Source organism: Natronolimnohabitans innermongolicus JCM 12255 (assembly GCF_000337215.1).
Taxonomy (GTDB): Archaea; Halobacteriota; Halobacteria; order Halobacteriales; family Natrialbaceae; genus Natronolimnohabitans; species Natronolimnohabitans innermongolicus.
The window spans coordinates 51,125-67,695 of the sequence record NZ_AOHZ01000002.1; the positions used below are offsets into that span (position 1 = coordinate 51,125).

At 60.9% G+C, this 16,571-nt stretch carries 15 protein-coding genes; 11 read left to right on the forward strand and 4 right to left on the reverse strand.

All coding sequences use genetic code 11. The features are described 5' to 3' along the window. Window position 1 precedes the first annotated feature (1 nt). The 8 genes from C493_RS00270 (at window position 2) to C493_RS00300 (ending at window position 7,970) form a co-directional block, all read left to right on the forward strand. Window positions 2-847, forward strand: a complete 846-nt coding sequence (locus tag C493_RS00270) for a DUF1641 domain-containing protein (protein WP_007257371.1) — start codon at window positions 2-4, stop codon at window positions 845-847. Between the two features lie 179 nt (window positions 848-1,026). After that, entirely contained in the window at window positions 1,027-1,704 is a 678-nt protein-coding gene (locus C493_RS00275; protein WP_007257372.1) for a peroxiredoxin, read from the forward strand. A 159-nt stretch (window positions 1,705-1,863) separates the two neighbouring features. Beyond that, window positions 1,864-2,166: a hypothetical protein gene (locus tag C493_RS00280; RefSeq protein WP_007257373.1), complete on the forward strand. Its 303-nt coding sequence runs from the start codon at window positions 1,864-1,866 to the stop codon at window positions 2,164-2,166. 214 nt (window positions 2,167-2,380) lie between these two features. After that, window positions 2,381-3,427: an NAD(P)/FAD-dependent oxidoreductase gene (locus tag C493_RS00285; RefSeq protein WP_049889044.1), complete on the forward strand. Its 1,047-nt coding sequence runs from the start codon at window positions 2,381-2,383 to the stop codon at window positions 3,425-3,427. Between the two features lie 120 nt (window positions 3,428-3,547). Beyond that, on the forward strand, window positions 3,548-4,723 hold the full coding sequence (locus C493_RS00290; RefSeq protein WP_049889045.1) for an MBL fold metallo-hydrolase: 1,176 nt from the start codon (window positions 3,548-3,550) through the stop codon (window positions 4,721-4,723). A gap of 27 nt (window positions 4,724-4,750) precedes the next feature. Beyond that, window positions 4,751-4,888 (forward strand): DUF7512 family protein, encoded by a 138-nt coding sequence (locus C493_RS23300; protein ID WP_007257376.1) that lies wholly within the window; start codon window positions 4,751-4,753, stop codon window positions 4,886-4,888. Between the two features lie 3 nt (window positions 4,889-4,891). Then, window positions 4,892-5,932, forward strand: a complete 1,041-nt coding sequence (locus C493_RS00295; protein WP_007257377.1) for a sulfite exporter TauE/SafE family protein — start codon at window positions 4,892-4,894, stop codon at window positions 5,930-5,932. 187 nt (window positions 5,933-6,119) lie between these two features. Beyond that, the gene (locus C493_RS00300; RefSeq protein WP_007257378.1) at window positions 6,120-7,970 is read left to right on the forward strand and encodes a cation:proton antiporter domain-containing protein; all 1,851 of its coding nucleotides are present in this window, start codon (window positions 6,120-6,122) and stop codon (window positions 7,968-7,970) included. Window positions 7,971-8,497: 527 nt separating this feature from the next. On the opposite strand, the gene C493_RS00305 is transcribed toward C493_RS00300, so the two are convergent. Beyond that, window positions 8,498-9,343: a universal stress protein gene (locus tag C493_RS00305; protein WP_007257379.1), complete on the reverse strand. Its 846-nt coding sequence runs from the start codon at window positions 9,341-9,343 to the stop codon at window positions 8,498-8,500. 366 nt (window positions 9,344-9,709) lie between these two features. On the opposite strand from C493_RS00305, the gene C493_RS00310 reads away from it, so the two are divergent. Continuing rightward, window positions 9,710-10,474 carry a helix-turn-helix domain-containing protein gene (locus tag C493_RS00310; RefSeq protein ID WP_007257380.1) on the forward strand — a complete coding sequence of 255 codons (765 nt, stop codon included), beginning with the start codon at window positions 9,710-9,712 and terminating at the stop codon, window positions 10,472-10,474. A gap of 243 nt (window positions 10,475-10,717) precedes the next feature. Here C493_RS00310 and tsaA read toward each other — a convergent pair whose 3' ends face one another. Further along, entirely contained in the window at window positions 10,718-11,146 is a 429-nt protein-coding gene (tsaA, locus tag C493_RS00315) for a tRNA (N6-threonylcarbamoyladenosine(37)-N6)-methyltransferase TrmO (RefSeq protein WP_007257381.1), read from the reverse strand. A 355-nt stretch (window positions 11,147-11,501) separates the two neighbouring features. Here tsaA and C493_RS00320 point away from each other — a divergent pair, with 355 nt between their 5' ends. Continuing rightward, complete coding sequence (locus C493_RS00320; protein ID WP_007257382.1) at window positions 11,502-12,953, forward strand: cytochrome ubiquinol oxidase subunit I; 1,452 nt, start codon at window positions 11,502-11,504, stop codon at window positions 12,951-12,953. Then, entirely contained in the window at window positions 12,946-13,941 is a 996-nt protein-coding gene (locus tag C493_RS00325) for a cytochrome d ubiquinol oxidase subunit II (protein ID WP_007257383.1), read from the forward strand. Before C493_RS00320 ends, C493_RS00325 begins: the two co-directional genes overlap by 8 nt. 1,178 nt (window positions 13,942-15,119) lie before the next feature. Here the strand turns inward: C493_RS00325 and C493_RS00330 are convergent. Together C493_RS00330 and C493_RS00335 are read right to left on the reverse strand one after the other, a co-directional pair. Continuing rightward, window positions 15,120-16,124, reverse strand: a complete 1,005-nt coding sequence (locus C493_RS00330) for a tyrosine-type recombinase/integrase (RefSeq protein ID WP_007257384.1) — start codon at window positions 16,122-16,124, stop codon at window positions 15,120-15,122. Then, window positions 16,117-16,515 carry a DUF5805 domain-containing protein gene (locus C493_RS00335; protein ID WP_007257385.1) on the reverse strand — a complete coding sequence of 133 codons (399 nt, stop codon included), beginning with the start codon at window positions 16,513-16,515 and terminating at the stop codon, window positions 16,117-16,119. The genes C493_RS00330 and C493_RS00335 overlap by 8 nt, the downstream gene beginning before the upstream one ends. Window positions 16,516-16,571 lie beyond the last annotated feature (56 nt).

Here is a 16,571-nt window from a genome sequence, read left to right on the forward strand (position 1 = left end):
CATGGCTCAGAAAGACCAATCGGTAGACGGTGACTTCGACGATACGCCCTTCGAGGCCGCCGAAGTAAACGAACTCGCTGAGACGCTCGAGGAAAACGACGAGGAACTCGCCGAACTTCTCGAGACGCTCGTCGTCGTCCAGGAGCTGTCGGCTGATCTCGCGCCCGAACTCCGCGAGGCAGCCCACGACTCCCGCGAGCCTATCGCCGAGTTACGAACGGCCCTAGAGCAAGAGGAAACGCTCGTGCTCGTCCAGCGGGTCGGCGAGAACGCCGATACCCTCGTCGAACTGCTCGAACTGCTCGAGGTTGTCGACGAACTCGTGGGCGATCTGGTTCCGGAACTCAAGACGATCGTTCGCGAGAACCGCGAGACGATCGCGCGGATCCGGGTCGCGCTGGAACGTGAGGAGACGCTCACGCTGCTCGAACGACTCGGTGAGAACGAGGAGACGTTGATCGAACTACTCGAGTTGCTCGACGTAACCTACGAACTCGCGGAGGACCTGGTGCCCGAGGCTGTGGCGGTCGTCCAGGAGAACCGCCAGCCGATCACGGAGCTTCGGATGATGGTCGCTGGGTTCAGCCACGCCTACACCGACGCAGACCTCGAGCCCTATCAGCTCGGACAGAACCTCGGGAACATGCTCGTGTTAGGGTATCAGCTCGGTGATGAGGAACTCATCAACTCCGTCGAGTCGGGTCTCGGTGCGTTCACCGAGGAGGAACCACCGAAAAAGATCGGCCTGCTGGGGATGCTCGGTGCGCTTCGCGACGACGACGTCCGGCAGGGGCTCGGCGTTCTCGTCGAGTTCCTTCGGCGGATGGGTTCGGCACGGTCGGACTAGGTTCGATCCAGATCGTTTTGTTTTCGGTACTGTTCTCCTTCGGCGTCTGCTACTGGTATCCATGGTACCGTTCTTGGATTGCGAAAAAGTTACCCGCATCACCGATACCGAATGAGGAATGCGAAAAGATTTCTTTTTGAATAGGAGTTATAGTTGGCGGGTCCGTAAGCCAAAATGCAATGACTGACGAAAGCGACGAGAGTGGATTCCCACTCATCGGCGACCAGTTCCCCGAACTCGAGGTAGCGACGACCCACGGTCCAAAGTCGATTCCGGACGACTACGAGGGTAAGTGGTTCATCCTCTTCAGCCACCCCGGTGACTTCACGCCGGTCTGTACGACGGAGTTCGTCGGCTTCGAACAGCGCCGCGAGGCGTTCGAAGAACTGAACACCGAATTGATCGGCCTCTCGATCGACCGCGTTCACTCACACATCAAGTGGACTGAGTGGATCGACGAGGAGATCGACGAGAAGATCGACTTCCCGATTATTGCCGACGAAAGCGGCGATGTCGCCGACGCGCTCGGGATGGTCCATCCCGGCCAGGGGTCATCGACTGTCCGTGCGGTCTTCATCGTCGACCCAGAGGGGATCACGCGACAGGTTCTCTACTACCCCAAGGAGATCGGCCGCAACGTCGACGAGGTGCTGCGCTCGCTCGAAGCACTCCAGACGTCCGACCACGAAGGTGTCGCACTGCCGGCCAACTGGCCCGAGAACGAGAACTTCGGCGATAAGGTCCTGCTCTCACCGCCAGGAACCGTCGACGAGGCTGAAGCACGAACTGCCGAGGCCGACGAGGAGGGCTACGAGTCCTACGATTGGTGGTTCACGCTGAAAGAACTCGAGTCGTAAGCGAATCGCTGTGACGAGACGGTGAGTGTGCCCGGCTGAGTCTATTCCACGATAGACCGGGCTCGCTTCCTGCCAGTTTCATTTTTGTCGACGACAACACGAGTCCGATCCGCCGGTCTGTCGAAAGCGTATAAGTAGCTTCACTACCGAGAGAGACGTATGGGTGAAGCTACCGTGAGCAGTGACCCTGATGAGCTGGTCGAACGGATCAACGAGCTTGCAACCGGCGGCCCGTCGACTGACGGCCAACAGTCGTCGGTCAAACGGTTCGCACTCGAGCTCGTCCAGCAGTACCACGACCGGATCAACGAACACTACTACGAACGTGGCCGCTCGGACGCCGAAGCAGAGGCCCGCACGCTCGACGAAGCTGGCCTCTCGACAGCCGGCATCGTTCTGGCCATGAACGCGACGGGCCGGCCAGACGTTTCCGAACGGATGATAACTGCGTGTCTCGAGTAGCACGGCGTCTGTGGATGGCTGATCTGGTGTTGCAGCGCGCGTGAGGTGGTACTATAACCACTGACCGTCACGGCACACCTGATCGCACGACGGACGCGCGGCCCGGGGAGGGACGACCCGTGCGCTGTGCGAGCAGCGTGTAACCCGTTTCAGTCGTTACGATAGATTCCCCCTAGGATACATTTTTACCTGCCCGACGGCATCTCTTGAACACATGCATACGGGATTCGATTACGACGTTGCAGTCGTCGGTGGCGGACCCGCTGGGTTGACGAGTGCGCTGTACACGACACGGCTGGGACTCGATACAGTGGTCATCGACCGTGGCGGTGGACGTGCCGCAATGATGCAAGAGACGCACAACGTGATCGGTATCACGGAAGAGACATCGGGCAACGAACTGCTACAGACCGCCCGCGAACAGGTACAGGGATATGGTGCCGACGTCGAACGGGGGTTCGTCGAGTCGGTGACGCCACTCGGCGAGGGGGCCGATGACGGCTTCCGCGTCGAGACGGATGCTGAATCCTATCGGGTCTCTCGGGTCGTTCTCGCAACGGGCTTTGCCGACAAACGGCCCGATCCACCGCTCCCGCCGACCGGTCGGGGACTGCACTACTGCCTCCTCTGTGATGCCTTCATGTTCGTCGACGAACCGGTCTACGTGATGGGGGCGGGCGAGGCTGGTGCACACGTCGCGATGATCCTGTTGAACTTCACCGACGACGTCGACCTGCTCACCCGGGGCGAGGACCCGTCCTGGAGCGACGAGACGGCGACGATGCTCGAGTACCACCCTGTCGATGTCGTCACTGCAGAAATTACAGGGATGAACAAGAGCGACGACGGCTGGCTCGAATCCTTCGAGTTCGAAGACGGGCAGGTTCGTGCCTACAGCGGCGGCTTCCCAATGTATGGTTCAGACTACCACGACGAGGTCGTCGAAGGACTCGACATAGAGCGCACCGAGGACGGTTCCGTCGCCGTCGACGACCACGGCCAAACGTCGGTCGACGGCGTCTACGCGGTCGGTGACCTCACGCCGGGATACAGCCAGATCCCGGTTGCGATGGGCGAAGGCGCAATCGCCGGCATTACCATCCACAAAGAACTACGAGCATTTCCGCGTTCACTCGAGGAGTTCGAGACGGAGGGTTCGGTTACTGATGCGGACGTGCCGGCACTCTCCGCTGAACTCGCCACAACGGCAGTCGAACACGACGGTCACGCACACTCTCCGGACGACCCTGATACCAAGTAACATTCTAGTGTCGGCAACTTCTGTCCCTTCTTGCCCCGAGTTCGCCACAGACTGCCCGAAAGGACCAATTATTCTGGCTGCTCGAAGTCTTAATATTGGGCAGTTCGAGGTTTGTACTGTATGCCAGAGGCCATTTCGGCAGCAGAGCTACGAGACCGAATCGAAGCTGACAATCTTGACGTGCTCTTCGACACGCGAGCACCGGAAGACTACGAGGATTGGCGCATCGCCGAGGCTGAAAACGTCGAGTACTCCGGTAGTGACGACGAACTCGTTGGTGACTTCGACCCCGAAGCGTACGACACGAACGACGAGATCGTCGTCACGTGTGCAACGGGGCGCTCGGCTGGCAAGTTCGCCGCGTACCTCGATGAAGTCGAGGGATTCGAGAACGTCGCCCACGTCGAGGGTGGGATGGAAGACTGGAGCCTGGTCTACGATGTTGTCCCAATCGCAACCACGCGGGATGACCTCGAACTCCTCCAGTTGCAGCGTCGTGCGAAAGGGTGTCTGGGCTACCTGATCGGTTCGAAGCGCACCGGTAAGGCCGCCCTCGTCGACGTCACCCGCGCGACCGACGCCTTCGAGGACGCTGCCGCCGAACGCGGCTACGAGATCGAGCGGGTATTCGACACCCACATCCACGCCGATCACATCTCCGCGGGCCGAATCGTAGCCGAGAAGTACGGCGTTCCGTACCATCTCGGCGAGCCCGCCAACACGCGTGACCCACAGTTCGAGTTCGACGGCCTCGAGCCCAACGAGACCGTCTCGGTCGGCGACGTGTCGATCAAGGCGGTCCATACGCCGGGTCACACGACCGGTATGACCGCCTATCTCGTCGAGGACGAGGCACTGCTGACCGGCGACACCCTGTTCGTCGAATCGATCGGTCGCACCGAACTCCAGTTCGCCGGCGAGGACGCCAAATCCGGCGCCCGCGTCCAGTACGAGACGCTCCACCACAAGATCGGGACGCTGCCCGACCACGTCAAGATCCTGCCCGGACACTTCTCGCTGACCAACTGCGGCGAGTACATCGACGTCGAACCCGGCATGCCCATGTTCTCGACCGTCGGCGAGATCTGGGCGAAAAACGAGATCATCCAGCTCGAGGAAGACGCGTTCGTCGAACACATGTTCGATAACCTCCCGTCCAAGCCCCCGAACTACGAGAAGGTCATCGAGACGAACCTCGGCGTCTACGAACCCAACAGCGAAGACGAGCGCAACGAACTCGAGCTCGGTCCCAACCGCTGTGCCGCGACCGAAGACAGCGCCGTCGCTGACGATTAATTCGAGGACACGCCTATCTACACGACTATGATCGGAATCGAAGGGGGAGTTACCGGCGCGTTCGCTGTCGTCGGTTTCATCCTCGTACAGGCGATCGCCCTCTACGTCGCCTACGGCTGGCTCGAGTCGATCGTCGAGACGATCCGCTCCGACAAGGTGAACTAATCGATGGAGATACTCGGACTCAGCCTGCCGCTGCTCGCGTTGTTCGTGAGCTTCGGCTTCATGGTCGGGGTGCTGTTCGGCTTCTTCGGGATGGGCGGGTCGTTCCTGATCACGCCGACCCTGTTGATCCTCGACTACCCCGCCTCGGTCGCGATCGGCAGCGGGCTGGCGTTTTACTTCGGCACCTCCGTCATCGCCGTGTTGAAACACTACGACATCGGCCAGGTCGACTACAAGCTGGGTGCGATCCTCTTCGTCGTCCTTTCGGTCGGGATCGAACTCGGCAGTCGGCTCGTCTTCGCCCTCGAGGCGCTGGGTATCGCCGAACTCGTCACGGGCATCGCATACATCGTCCTGCTCGCTGGGATCGGTGCGCTGTTCCTGCGACGCGCCTACAACCTCGAGGACGACGGGAACGACGCAGACGATGCAGACGATGCAGACGATTCGGACGACGAGAACCCAGCGATCGGACAGAAGATCCAGTCGTACAACGTGCCACCAATGATCTCGTTGACCTCCGGCGGTCGAGCCTCGGTGTGGACGATCTCCGGCGCAGGCGGCGGCGTCGGTCTCGTCTCGGGGCTGATCGGCGTCGGTGGCGGCTTCATCCGCATGCCCGCCATCCACTACCTGATCGGCACACCCCTGACGGCCGCGGTTGGGACGAGCCTGTTCGCCGGGCTGTTCTCGGGTGCGTTCGGGACCTTCACCTACGGCATGTCCGGCAGCGTCGACCTGACGGTCGTCTCGCTGTTGCTGGTCGGCAGCGCCCTCGGCGCCAAGATCGGTTCCGCGGCGACGACGATCGTCGAGGAGAACGACGTGATCGTCTACTTCGGGCTCATGATGGTGTTTGCCAGTATCGGTATCGCGCTTTCCGAACTCTCCGACTGGCTCGGCACCGGTTCGCTCGAGGTCGTGAGCGTCTTCCTGTTGGTCGGATCGTCGTTTTTCGTCGCCGCGATGATCCTCTACCAGGTCGTTCAGCAAACCGGATCGGACGAATCACACGCGCAAACGACTCTTGACGGAGGCGACTGATGTCTCCGCGGGGACGACAGCACAGGGTTGCTACTACCGGACAACAGCCAGCATACACCCGATCGCGTCTCGGCATCTGTCGCGTCTCGCGACGGCGTCTCGAGTGCGATCGGCGTATGCATCGTGTTGTCCGGCAGTATGAACTACTCGGGGCCACCGACACCGCACTGCTGCGTGGTTCGCCGTGATGCTCGTCGCAATCGTTGCGCTGATCCTGACACTGGGTGTCGCCTCCCGGGTCCTCGCGGATCGGCTCCGGATTCCGAGCGTCCTCTTTCTGATCTTCGCGGGGATCGCTATCGGTCCCGAACTGCTCGGATTGGTCACCCAGGAGACGTTCGGAGACGGGCTCTCGGCGATGGTCGGTGTCAGCGTCGCGATCATCCTCTTTGAGGGCGGCTACCACCTTCGCTTCGAGAAGCTGCGTGAGAGCCCACGGGCACTGACGCGGATGGTGACGGTAGGAGCAGCGATAACCTGGCTCGGGGCGGCCGCCGCCGTCGTTGTCTTCCTCGAGACGAGTATCGAAGTCGGGTTGTTAGTCGGTGCGTTGCTGATCGCGACGGGGCCGACGGTGATCGGGCCGGTTCTACAGGTCGTCACCGTCCGTGACCACGTCGCCGCCGTCCTCGAGGGCAAAGGCGTGATCAACGACGTGACCGCAGCGATCCTGGTGGTCGTCGTCTTCGAAGTGTTGATCGCCGGCGATGGCGGTCTCACACACCTCGTCGCGGACTTCGCGTTGCGGCTGGGTGTCGGGCTGTCGATCGGCACACTCGTCTCCGGAGTGGTATGGCTGGTGCTCACGCGGTCGAACCTCACGCCCAGAACCGGTCCGTTACACGCCCGACTAATCGTCCTCGCGGGGATCGTCGTCGCCTACGGTGGCGCGGAACTCGTCGCCCACGAGACGGGGATCGCCGCGGCTGCGATGGCTGGCTTCGTCCTTGGTAACGTCGATCTCCCCCATCACGAAGACGTGATCGACTTCCTCGACGACCTTTCGGTGGTCGTGTTGTCCTTCGTCTTCGTCGCACTGGCGGCGCTGATCGACTTCGCGGACATCCGCACACTCGGGCTGGCCGGACTCGCCATCGTCGTCGCGATTACGCTGGTGTTACGACCGGCTGTGATCTACCTGTCGACGACCAGCGAGCGCTTTACCCGCAGCGAACGGCTCTTCCTCTCGGCGGTCGGTCCACGGGGGATCATCCCCGCAAGCGTCGCGACGCTGTTTGCCGTCGAACTGCAGGCACTCGGTCGCCCCCAGGAGGCCCAACTGCTCGCCGGGACGGTCTTTCTGATCATCTTCGCGACGGTCGTCCTCCAGGCCGGCCTCGCACGACAGATCGCGAACTATCTCGAGGTGTCACCAATGCGTACGATACTCGTCGGCGGGGGCCGAGTTGGCCTCTCGCTCGCAGAACGGCTCGAACAGGACGGAGAGAACGTACTACTCGTCGACCCCGACCCCGATGCGGTCGAAACGGCCCGCAAGCGCGGCTTGCGGGCGCTCGAGGGCGACGGCACCGATGCCGACGTCCTCGAGAAGGCTGGGGCGTCGAACGCGAAGACGGTAATCGCCACGACGCCGGACGACGACGTCAACCTGCTGGTCTGCCAGCTCGCGAAGACGACCTTCGACGTCGAGAAGGTCGCCTCGCGGGTCAACCAGCCGGAGAACGTCGACGCCTTCGAGTCACTCGGCGTCCGAGCGATCGATCTCTCGATGGCGACCGCCTGGTCCCTCGAGAACGTCCTCGAGCGACCGTCGCTGTCGGCGTGGATGAACGAACTGGGCCGCACCGGCGACGTGCAGGAGATCGAGGTCACCGCGTCGGATCTCGTCGAAAAAACGATCGCCGATGTCAACGCCGAAATCCCCGACGGCTGTATCGTCGGGCTGCTCACCCACCAGGACGGGACGACGGAAGTCCCGACCGGCGATCACCGACTCCGGGACGGCGACCGCGTGACATTCCTCGGGCAGACGGCGGCCGTCGACCGGGCCATCAAGCGGTTCCATCCCCACGATTGACCGTCCACTCCCGACCGGCCTATGATGGACGCCTCAGTCGGCCAGGCAACCGGTACTCAGATGCGCCGACACGACCACCGTCATGGTCCAGACCCCACGATTTCAGGCAGACAGAACGGCTCCGGCGGCTGTTGACGAACTCCCTGTTTAACTGACGGCTGCCGACCGTCCCACGGCTATCCGTCACGAACCCTTTTTATTGTCGGACAGCAGTCGCTGAAGCGGGTTCGCCGGACGGGCGCGGCGACTGCGCACACTCGTTCTGTCCGGCAGTATGACCGCCGGTCGGGACCCCTCGCGTCCTCGAACGATCGCCCATGGACACACCGACAGTTGGCGACGATGGCAGTCCCCGAAAACCGGTCGTACGGTCTCCTGTCGTCACTGACCGCCGATCACCGGCCCCGTGCTGGCGATCGGCGGTACATATAGTAGCTACTGAAACGGTGTACACACCGATCGCAACGCCGTCCGCCGATCGGGTATGCATCGACTTTCAGTAGCTACTATAGTTACAGTAGACCGTCTCAGGCGGTTCGACGCGCCGGAACGAGGAAGACGTTGCCGGCCGCGTTGGCGACGACCGATTCGGAGACGCTACCAAGCAGCAGCCGGCGAAATTTGCTTTGGCCGCGCGAACCAACCAGCGTCGTCGTCGGCTCGTGGGTCGCTTCCGCGGCGAGAATCTCGTCGGCGGGGTCGCCCATCCGGACGTCGATTGTCGCGTCGATATCCCACTCCTCGAGTCGGTCGGTCAGCTCCTCGAGTCGCTCTTCGGGCGCGCGGTCTCCGTCGGGGCCGGGGCTGGTCTCCGTCTCCACGTGGACCAGCGTCGCCTCCTGGGCCGCGTGGCGGAGATAGGAGAACGCCTCGAAGGCCCGGTCCGCGTTCGCCGAGAAGTCAGTCGCGTACAGTAGTCGTTCGAACAGGTGTTTCTCGACGAGGTCGGGTGACTCGGTTTCGCGTTCGATGCGGTTGACGAGCAACGGCACGACCGTCGTCCGGGCGAGGTTCCGCGTCGTCGACCCGATGAGCCGGTTCTCGAGCGGACTCTTCCCGCGCGAGCCGACGATCGAGAGATCCGCGCCGACGGTCTCGGCGATCCCGTTGATTCGGCGGTGTGGCGTGCCTCGAACCACGTGTGTCTCGACATCGAATCCGACGTCCTCGATCGAGTTGCGATAGCGCCGAAGTACGCGCCTGCGCCGTTTCTCGTGGTCGATCCCGATCGTCCCGCCATGGACGTTTACCGGGACGACCGTCACGAGGTGGAGTTCGTCGACGCCGATCCGTTCGAGACAGTCGAGACAGGTTTCGGTCTCGATAGCCACTTCACTGGCTGCTGATAGTTCTGTCGCGTAGACGGATTTCATACTGGTCGTTCTGGGCGGACGAATAGTATCCCTGGTGGTTCAGTTACCTAGTCCGCTGTCGGATTAGCTGTCGAGCGATACGGTTCTTTGTACCAACGTATCGGCAACCGTACAATAGCTCTGTCCGACAGTATGAACCACCTTCCGACTGGCCGCGTTCTCGACTGACCCGGTTCGAGCAATATTTTCCGGGAGGTGGTCGATGTGAGGTCGTGACGCATCGAAAATCGTCCGGTTCGACTCATTTAGGCGTCGGAACCGGCTAGTTTCGAACGGGATGGCCACCGCTACGTTCCCCAGTCGAACGACCCCGACGTCACCGACCGTATCGAACCGCATCCCGCCCGCGTCACCCAACCCAAAACGATGAGTACGACGACAGACCGCCTTCGCGAGTTTACTTTCACGCTGACCTACGAGCCCGGGGAAGACCCGGTCGCCGACATCTTCCACGAGTATCCGAATCTCCAGGCAGCGACAATCGACGTCGCGGTCGGCCGGACGTCGTACGTTCGTCTCGTCCAGCTCACCGGCCCGCCGGCTGCGACCGATCACCTCCAGACGGTCCTCGAGGATCGTGACTATCTCCCGCGTGCGATCGGAACGGAACGGTGTTGTGGTACGAGCACGGCGTACCGGCTCGAGTGTGCCCCGAGACAGCGGCTGGTCTACGCGTACGTAGAGGACATCTGCGACTGCCACTCGATCCACAACATCGCCTCGACGTATCTCGAGCCGGGGACGGTCTTCGAGCACAGACACCGCGCCGGCCGGGAACGGTGGCGACTGCTGATGCGCTCCGATGCGGCGGTCGGCGAGCTGTTCGATCACGTCGAGGCTGCCTGTCGACCGGGTGTGACAGTCGAGATCGGACACCTCGGAGAAGCAACGGAGTGGCACGGGGACGCGTTCGTCGACGCCGACTTGACGGGCTCACAGCGGCGGGCGCTTGCACACGCCGCCGCGAACGGTTACTACGAGCGTCCGCGTCAGGTGACGATCGAAGAACTCGCAGACGAACTCGACGTTCCAAAGTCGACGCTCTCCTATCGCCTTCGAATGGCCGAGTCGAGACTCGTGAAACGCTACCTGGATCGGAACTCCGAGACCGAGCCTGGGGTGTACGCCTGATACGGACTGCTGTACCGATGTCCCGCCGATCGCCGACCCCGTGTGGCGATCGGCGGTCAGTGACGACAGGAAACTGTATGAGTGCAACTACAGCGTATCGTCGTGTGGTGTTCGACTGTTCGATGCCGTCTCATACCCGATCAGAAACGCCGTTTCTACCGCGGACAACAGTCAGTATCCCTCCGATCGTCTCTCACGACCGGTCGCGTATGATCGCTGCGTAACTCGGATCGTCCGGCAGTATTACTCCTCGAGCCAGCCGGTGGCGAGTTCGTCCCGGTCGACTGCCGGGACGTAGGGCTTTATATCCAGTACGGGGGTCCCGTCGAGAAGGTCGAGTCCCGTGACCCGAAGCGCCGTTCCGTCGTGGTCGCGTAACTCGACGACGGTCTGGGCGATCGGATTCGGTCGGAACGGACTCCGGGTCGCGAACACGCCGACTTCGACATCGGTAGCGTGAGGTGGTCGAGACGTAAGCAGCGCCTCCTCGACTTCGTCTAGGTGTGCGAGGACGACGGCGTGAGAGAACTCGGCCAACCCGTCGAGTCCGCGTTTATACTCCTCCTCGAGGACGATCTCGCTGGTCGTTTCGTCAGTTTCCTCGTGGGAAACGTCGGCAGGGGAATCGTACGGCGATCGAACGTGTCCGATTGGCGTGTAGGTGATCTCCATCGGCGCTGCCCGCGTGTAGCGGGCAGGTTCGGTTAAGCGACCGGCTGGCACCCAATATTGTCGGTTGAAACGCGACGGATGGAGGTATCGACAGTCATTGCCGGTATAGTGGTAACCCCCGAACAATCTCGAATCGGCTAATCCCGTACCGCTGAATCAGTAATTCCGTCGTTCAAACGCCGGAAGCGAATAGACAGAATAACTTTGGTTTGTGAACCGAAAGTCGAATACCGGGGAGCGTATTTCTGGTCCATCCATCGAATTTTGGATATGTACGAAGTGTAGCTTACCGGTGTTGAACACCTATTCGTAGTTACTTGGTGAGCATGATATGTCCGCTAGTCGAGCAATATCGATGACCGATCCAACCGTCACGACGATGATGACCGAATTCGGGCCGTGGCTGGCGTTTCTCACGCCGGAGTTAGCCAGCCGAATCCAGTTCGGGTGGGCGATTACGATTCACATCATCTTCGCAGCGCTCTCGGTCGGGCTGGCGCCGTTTCTGGTCTACTTCACCGTTCAGGAGGTAAGAACCGGAAAGGAACGCTACGTCCGGCTCCGGAAGTTCTGGACGAAGATCTTCGCGGTCGGGTTCATCATGGGGACCGTCACCGGCATCCCGATGGGCTTTATGTTCGGGACGAACTTCGGGGCGTTCTCGACTGTCGCCGGCGAACTGATCGGGGGCCCGCTCTCGTTCGAAGCGAAAATGGCCTTCTTCCTCGAAGCCGTCTTCCTCGGGATCTTGCTGTTCGGGCGTGACCGCGTCTCCGATTGGTTCTACGCGCTCTCGTCGTTTATGGTCGCACTCGGCGCGTGGCTGTCGGCGTTCTGGATCCTGGTCGTCAACTCCTGGATGCAGACGCCACGTGGCTACGAGATCGTCATGGAAGACGGTGTGCAGATCGCACAGCTTACCGATCCGCTCGCGGCGTTTTTCAACCCGCGTTTCCCGTGGATGTACGTCCACATGCAGAACGCGGCGATCATCTCGGTGACGCTGCTGATCGTGGGTATCGCCGCGTACTTCGTCTGGAAGAACCGTGACAGCGACGTCTGGAAAACCGCGCTCCGGGTGGGCGTCGTCGTCCTCCTCCTGACGTCGACGTTTCAGGCCATCCACGGCGACATGTACGGTCGCCACGTCGCCGAAACCCAGCCACACAAGTTCGCCGCGATGGAGGCCCACTACGAGACTGGATCGGCCGACTTACACGTCGTCGCCATACCGACCGAGTTCGAGTCGATCACCGATCCGCGTGCGGACAACCTCTATACGATAAGCATTCCACACTTCGCGTCGTTCCTCGCTAGCGGGGGTGATCCGAACGCCGAGGTAACCGGTCTCAACGACTTCGAGTACGACTCGCCGCCCGTCGCGTGGGTCTTCTGGTCGTTTCGGATTATGGTCGGGCTTGGCTTCTGGTTCATCGCACTCGGCGCCTGGGGGACCTACCGCCTCTGGAAAGGCGGTCTTGCCGACGACGATCGGCTGTTGAAGGCGCTTATGCTCTCCTCGCCGCTTGGCTTCGTCGCGTTGATCACCGGCTGGTACGTCGCCGAGATCGGCCGCCAGCCCTGGATCATTCAGGACGTCCTCAAGACGTCCGACGGCGTCTCCCCACCGGTGACCGGGACCGAGGCGACGTTAACACTGCTCGCATTCGTGGTCGGGTACGTCCTGCTATTCAGCGTCTTCCTCTACGTCCTGAAACGTATCATCGACGAGGAAGCCGACCGACACGAGATCGGTATCGCCGACGACAACCGACCCGATTCGCCGGGGGTGCCCGCAGATGACTAGCGTGTTCTCGGATTCGGCATACGTGCTCGAGTCGCTCCCGGAGCTGTGGTTCGGACTCGTCGTCTTCGCGCTGGGGGTCTATCTCCTGCTCGACGGGTTCGATTTCGGCCTCGGTATTCTGTTCGCCGAAGCCGACGACTCGGAGCGAGAACTCATGCTTGCCGCGTTTGGCCCGCTGTGGAAGGCCAACGAGGTGTGGCTCGTTCTGTTCGGCACCGTATTGTTCGCCGGCTTCCCGGCCGTCTACGCTAACGTTCTGGGTCGGTACTATCTACTCGTGTTCGCGATCCTGTTCTCCCTGTCGCTGCGCGGACTGGGATCGAAACTCCGGGAAGAGCGCGACGACGAGCAGTGGGTCCGGTTCTGGGATGCTTGCTTCGTCGCCGGGAGTACGCTTTCGCCGTTCCTCCTCGGCGTCTTCGTCGCCAGTTGGGTCCTCGGCGAGCCGTCGCCGCTCGCGATCGCTCCGTTCGTCGTCGGGCTCACCGTCGTCGCGCTTGCAGTCGTTCTCGGTGGCGCGTTTCTCGGCGTCAAAACGAGACGCGGACTCCGCACTCGAGTCGTCCAGCGAGGGCAGTTGGCGACAGGCGCCTACATCCTCCTGTTTGTCATCACGGCAGCCGTACTGTACAGTCAGTACCCCGGGTTACGACCGGTACTGCTGTCCGGATCGACCGGAGCACTCGTCGTCGTGACGCTGGTGTTTGCGGCCGCAAACGTCGTCGCAGCGTCGCGGGAACGCTACCACGCGTCGGTGCTTTCGGCGTCCGGCCTTGCGGCGACACTCGTCGTCTTCCTCGCGACGCTGCTGTATCCGACGGTCGATCCCGCTGCCGGATTGACGATCGCCGACGCGGTCGTCTCCCCTCTCGCGCTCAATATGACGTCCGTCTTCGCGGCGATCTTCATGCCGATCATCGTTGGCTATTTCCTGTTCCTCTACTCGGTGTTCAGCGGGCCAGTAACGGCCGACCAGCGGTACAAATAAGGGGTTGCTCGCTCCTCGGGGCGCCTTGCTATATTCGATGCCGCCTGTCGCAGATATCGATTTCACATACTGTTCCTATCTTGGAAAGGTACGATGGAAACGAGCGCGGAGTCCGGAACCATGACTAACCAACGATAGGTAGGAACCGGCCGGATCACGCCCGCTCGGCGAAGCAGCGATCCACCGAAACGACCCACTTCGACGTTTCCCACCGCTTTCGGGAGAAGACGGCGTCGGCACTCGTCGATTTACCAGAGGTCGAAGCGTCGCTCCACGGCCGTGGTGTTCTGATTTCGACACGAAACGAGTGGGAATCGGATCACCGCCGAACACTTATTCAAAGAGAGGAGACACCACAGTTATCAGCTTAAAAACTGCTTCGGAACGACGATCTAGCGACCGATGAAACGTAGCCGCGGAGCCACGCATCTTGCTGGAAGCAGCTACTCTGGCCGATGCGCTACGAGTAGCCGAAACCGAAGACCACAACGTTAACTCGCGGGGTTCACCTCGCTCGGGAAACCTGTTCATCAGCGCTACTGAAACTGGCGAGGCGGCAGCGCTCGGGTGGGTACCTAGCCCTTCGATCGTCTCGTCAGCAGAGACCCCACATTTCATATAGCGCTATACGATATATCAATCTCGCATATGCTGGCGATGGCTGTGTGGTGATAACTATTCGAACGTAACGCTTCCCGATACACTGTAGTAATATATGAATTAGTCGTCACTCAAATAAGGTATTTCTCCTGCACCGTCGCATACACCTCGCTATCAGCAAATAACCAGCCGCTGAGCTGATGGCAACACTCACAGGATAACCGAGAAATTCGCGCCGGTCCAGATCAACAACTGATCCTCTGTGATCAAATGCCTTGATTATAGTATGCTGATTAGTACGTGCGTGAAGCGTTCGGTCGCGACATTCATTTTCACAGACTAACGGAAGAATACGGTGATCAGTGCCGGGACCGGTCTGTAGCTCGCTTCATCGTGAGTTGTCGGCCAGAGACGGCCCAGTCTTAGCGATTATTTGTAACTCCCGTTTTCTATGCACGGTACCCTGCTACTGACCGAAATGGAGTCTCGAGGACGGATGACTGCCATCTCAGAAGACAGAACGGTCGAAGATGCTCGCTCGACGGGCGACGTCGAGGAACCGCGGGGTTCGAAATTAGCTACGTAAGCGAGTAAATGTTCTCGAGATACGTTTCTCGAACGCGGTCGTTCCAGTTGTGGGTGTAGGTATCGATGACGTCGCTGGCGACGTCACCGCGGAGATACTTCACGACGCCGCGGTCGCCGGTCCGATCGCGCAGGTGCGTCGTGAAGAAGTGCCGGAAGTAGTGGGGTGTCACGTTTTCGGCGGCGCCGCCGCCGGTTCGAAGCCACCCGTACGCTCTCGTATATCGCTCGACGGTGTGATGGACCGTATCGATCGTTAGTCGTTGGCCCCACCGCTCTACGGTTCCGGTGAACAACGGTTCGCTCGAGGACTGCGAGCCGGGTCGAACCGCCAGCCAGCGGATGAGCGCGGTTTTGAGTTCGTCGTCGATTGGAACGGTCGTTTCCCGCTTGCGTTTGTTCGACGCCTGCCGAACGGTGCCGTTCGATTCTGCCCCGTGGCTGTGCTCCGAGGAGACGTACAGCGTTTCCGGCTTCTCGGTTATCTGTGCTCGAGGACGCCACGTTTGCGCGTCGTGGTCGAGGTTGAGGTCGATCAAATCGAGGTTACAGAGCTCGCCCGATCGGATCCCGGTCTTGAGAAACGTCAGCACGATGGCCCGGTGGAGCGGATGGCGAATCGTTCCTACGAATGACCGCATCTCTGGGAGCGAAATGTCCCGTCGTGACGGGTTCGACTCGATCGATTCGTTCATCTCCTCTAAGACGAGCTCCATAGGATTCTCGTCGTGGCGGCCGACACGTACGAGATACCCGTAAAACCGGTTGAGATACGACGCGTAGCTCGCCACGGTACTTTCGGTGTACTCCGTCCGGAGATCGTGTACGAAGGCCATACAGTCACGGTACCCCGCTTCCGACGGGGACGTATCGAAGCGCACCTCGAGGAACGATTCGAACGAGCGCAACACACGGCGATAGGCGTCGATTGTCCGCTCGTTGCGGCCGTGGTACTCGATGTCCTCGAGGAAGTACGCGATGGAATCGTCGTCACTCATCGTTCGTCAGTACGTATCCGCCTTCGCGACCGCTGTATCGGATGCGGTTCTCGTCTTGCAGTCGCCCGAGTGCCGCATCGACGTCGTCTTCGACGTCGTCGATCAGTCGGTCGACGAGTCCGTCCCAGTCGAGGACCCCCTCTCGTTCGATGACTGCGAGGATTCGATCCTCGAAGTCGTCGTCCGTTGTCCCGGCGTTGTCGACGGTTGACTGGGTGCCGTTCATCGACGGGATCTGGAAGTCTCGCCGGCCCGCCTGGACCATCGTTCGAACGAATTCGCTCTGACTCATGTCGAGTTCGTCGGCGTGAGTCGCCCACTCATCTTTCTGGGACGTCGGGACGTAGGTTTTCACGTAGGTTTTCTCCGCCGACTGCTCGTCGGTCGTCATATCCCACCGATCGAACGCGACTCACTTCAATCTAGCCCAAATTCACAAATAAGGGC

What these genes read in the sequence shown, in the direction of transcription:
- C493_RS00270 (WP_007257371.1), top strand. Translation starts at nt 2, where the DNA reads ATGGCTCAGAAAGACCAATCGGTAGACGGTGACTTCGACGATACGCCC.
- C493_RS00335 (WP_007257385.1), bottom strand. Translation starts at nt 16,515, where the DNA reads ATGACGACCGACGAGCAGTCGGCGGAGAAAACCTACGTGAAAACCTAC.
- C493_RS00280 (WP_007257373.1), top strand. Translation starts at nt 1,864, where the DNA reads ATGGGTGAAGCTACCGTGAGCAGTGACCCTGATGAGCTGGTCGAACGG.
- C493_RS00295 (WP_007257377.1), top strand. Translation starts at nt 4,892, where the DNA reads ATGGAGATACTCGGACTCAGCCTGCCGCTGCTCGCGTTGTTCGTGAGC.
- C493_RS00290 (WP_049889045.1), top strand. Translation starts at nt 3,548, where the DNA reads ATGCCAGAGGCCATTTCGGCAGCAGAGCTACGAGACCGAATCGAAGCT.
- C493_RS00275 (WP_007257372.1), top strand. Translation starts at nt 1,027, where the DNA reads ATGACTGACGAAAGCGACGAGAGTGGATTCCCACTCATCGGCGACCAG.
- C493_RS00285 (WP_049889044.1), top strand. Translation starts at nt 2,381, where the DNA reads ATGCATACGGGATTCGATTACGACGTTGCAGTCGTCGGTGGCGGACCC.
- tsaA (WP_007257381.1), bottom strand. Translation starts at nt 11,146, where the DNA reads ATGGAGATCACCTACACGCCAATCGGACACGTTCGATCGCCGTACGAT.
- C493_RS00320 (WP_007257382.1), top strand. Translation starts at nt 11,502, where the DNA reads ATGACCGATCCAACCGTCACGACGATGATGACCGAATTCGGGCCGTGG.
- C493_RS00325 (WP_007257383.1), top strand. Translation starts at nt 12,946, where the DNA reads ATGACTAGCGTGTTCTCGGATTCGGCATACGTGCTCGAGTCGCTCCCG.
- C493_RS00310 (WP_007257380.1), top strand. Translation starts at nt 9,710, where the DNA reads ATGAGTACGACGACAGACCGCCTTCGCGAGTTTACTTTCACGCTGACC.
- C493_RS00300 (WP_007257378.1), top strand. Translation starts at nt 6,120, where the DNA reads ATGCTCGTCGCAATCGTTGCGCTGATCCTGACACTGGGTGTCGCCTCC.
- C493_RS00330 (WP_007257384.1), bottom strand. Translation starts at nt 16,124, where the DNA reads ATGAGTGACGACGATTCCATCGCGTACTTCCTCGAGGACATCGAGTAC.
- C493_RS00305 (WP_007257379.1), bottom strand. Translation starts at nt 9,343, where the DNA reads ATGAAATCCGTCTACGCGACAGAACTATCAGCAGCCAGTGAAGTGGCT.
- C493_RS23300 (WP_007257376.1), top strand. Translation starts at nt 4,751, where the DNA reads ATGATCGGAATCGAAGGGGGAGTTACCGGCGCGTTCGCTGTCGTCGGT.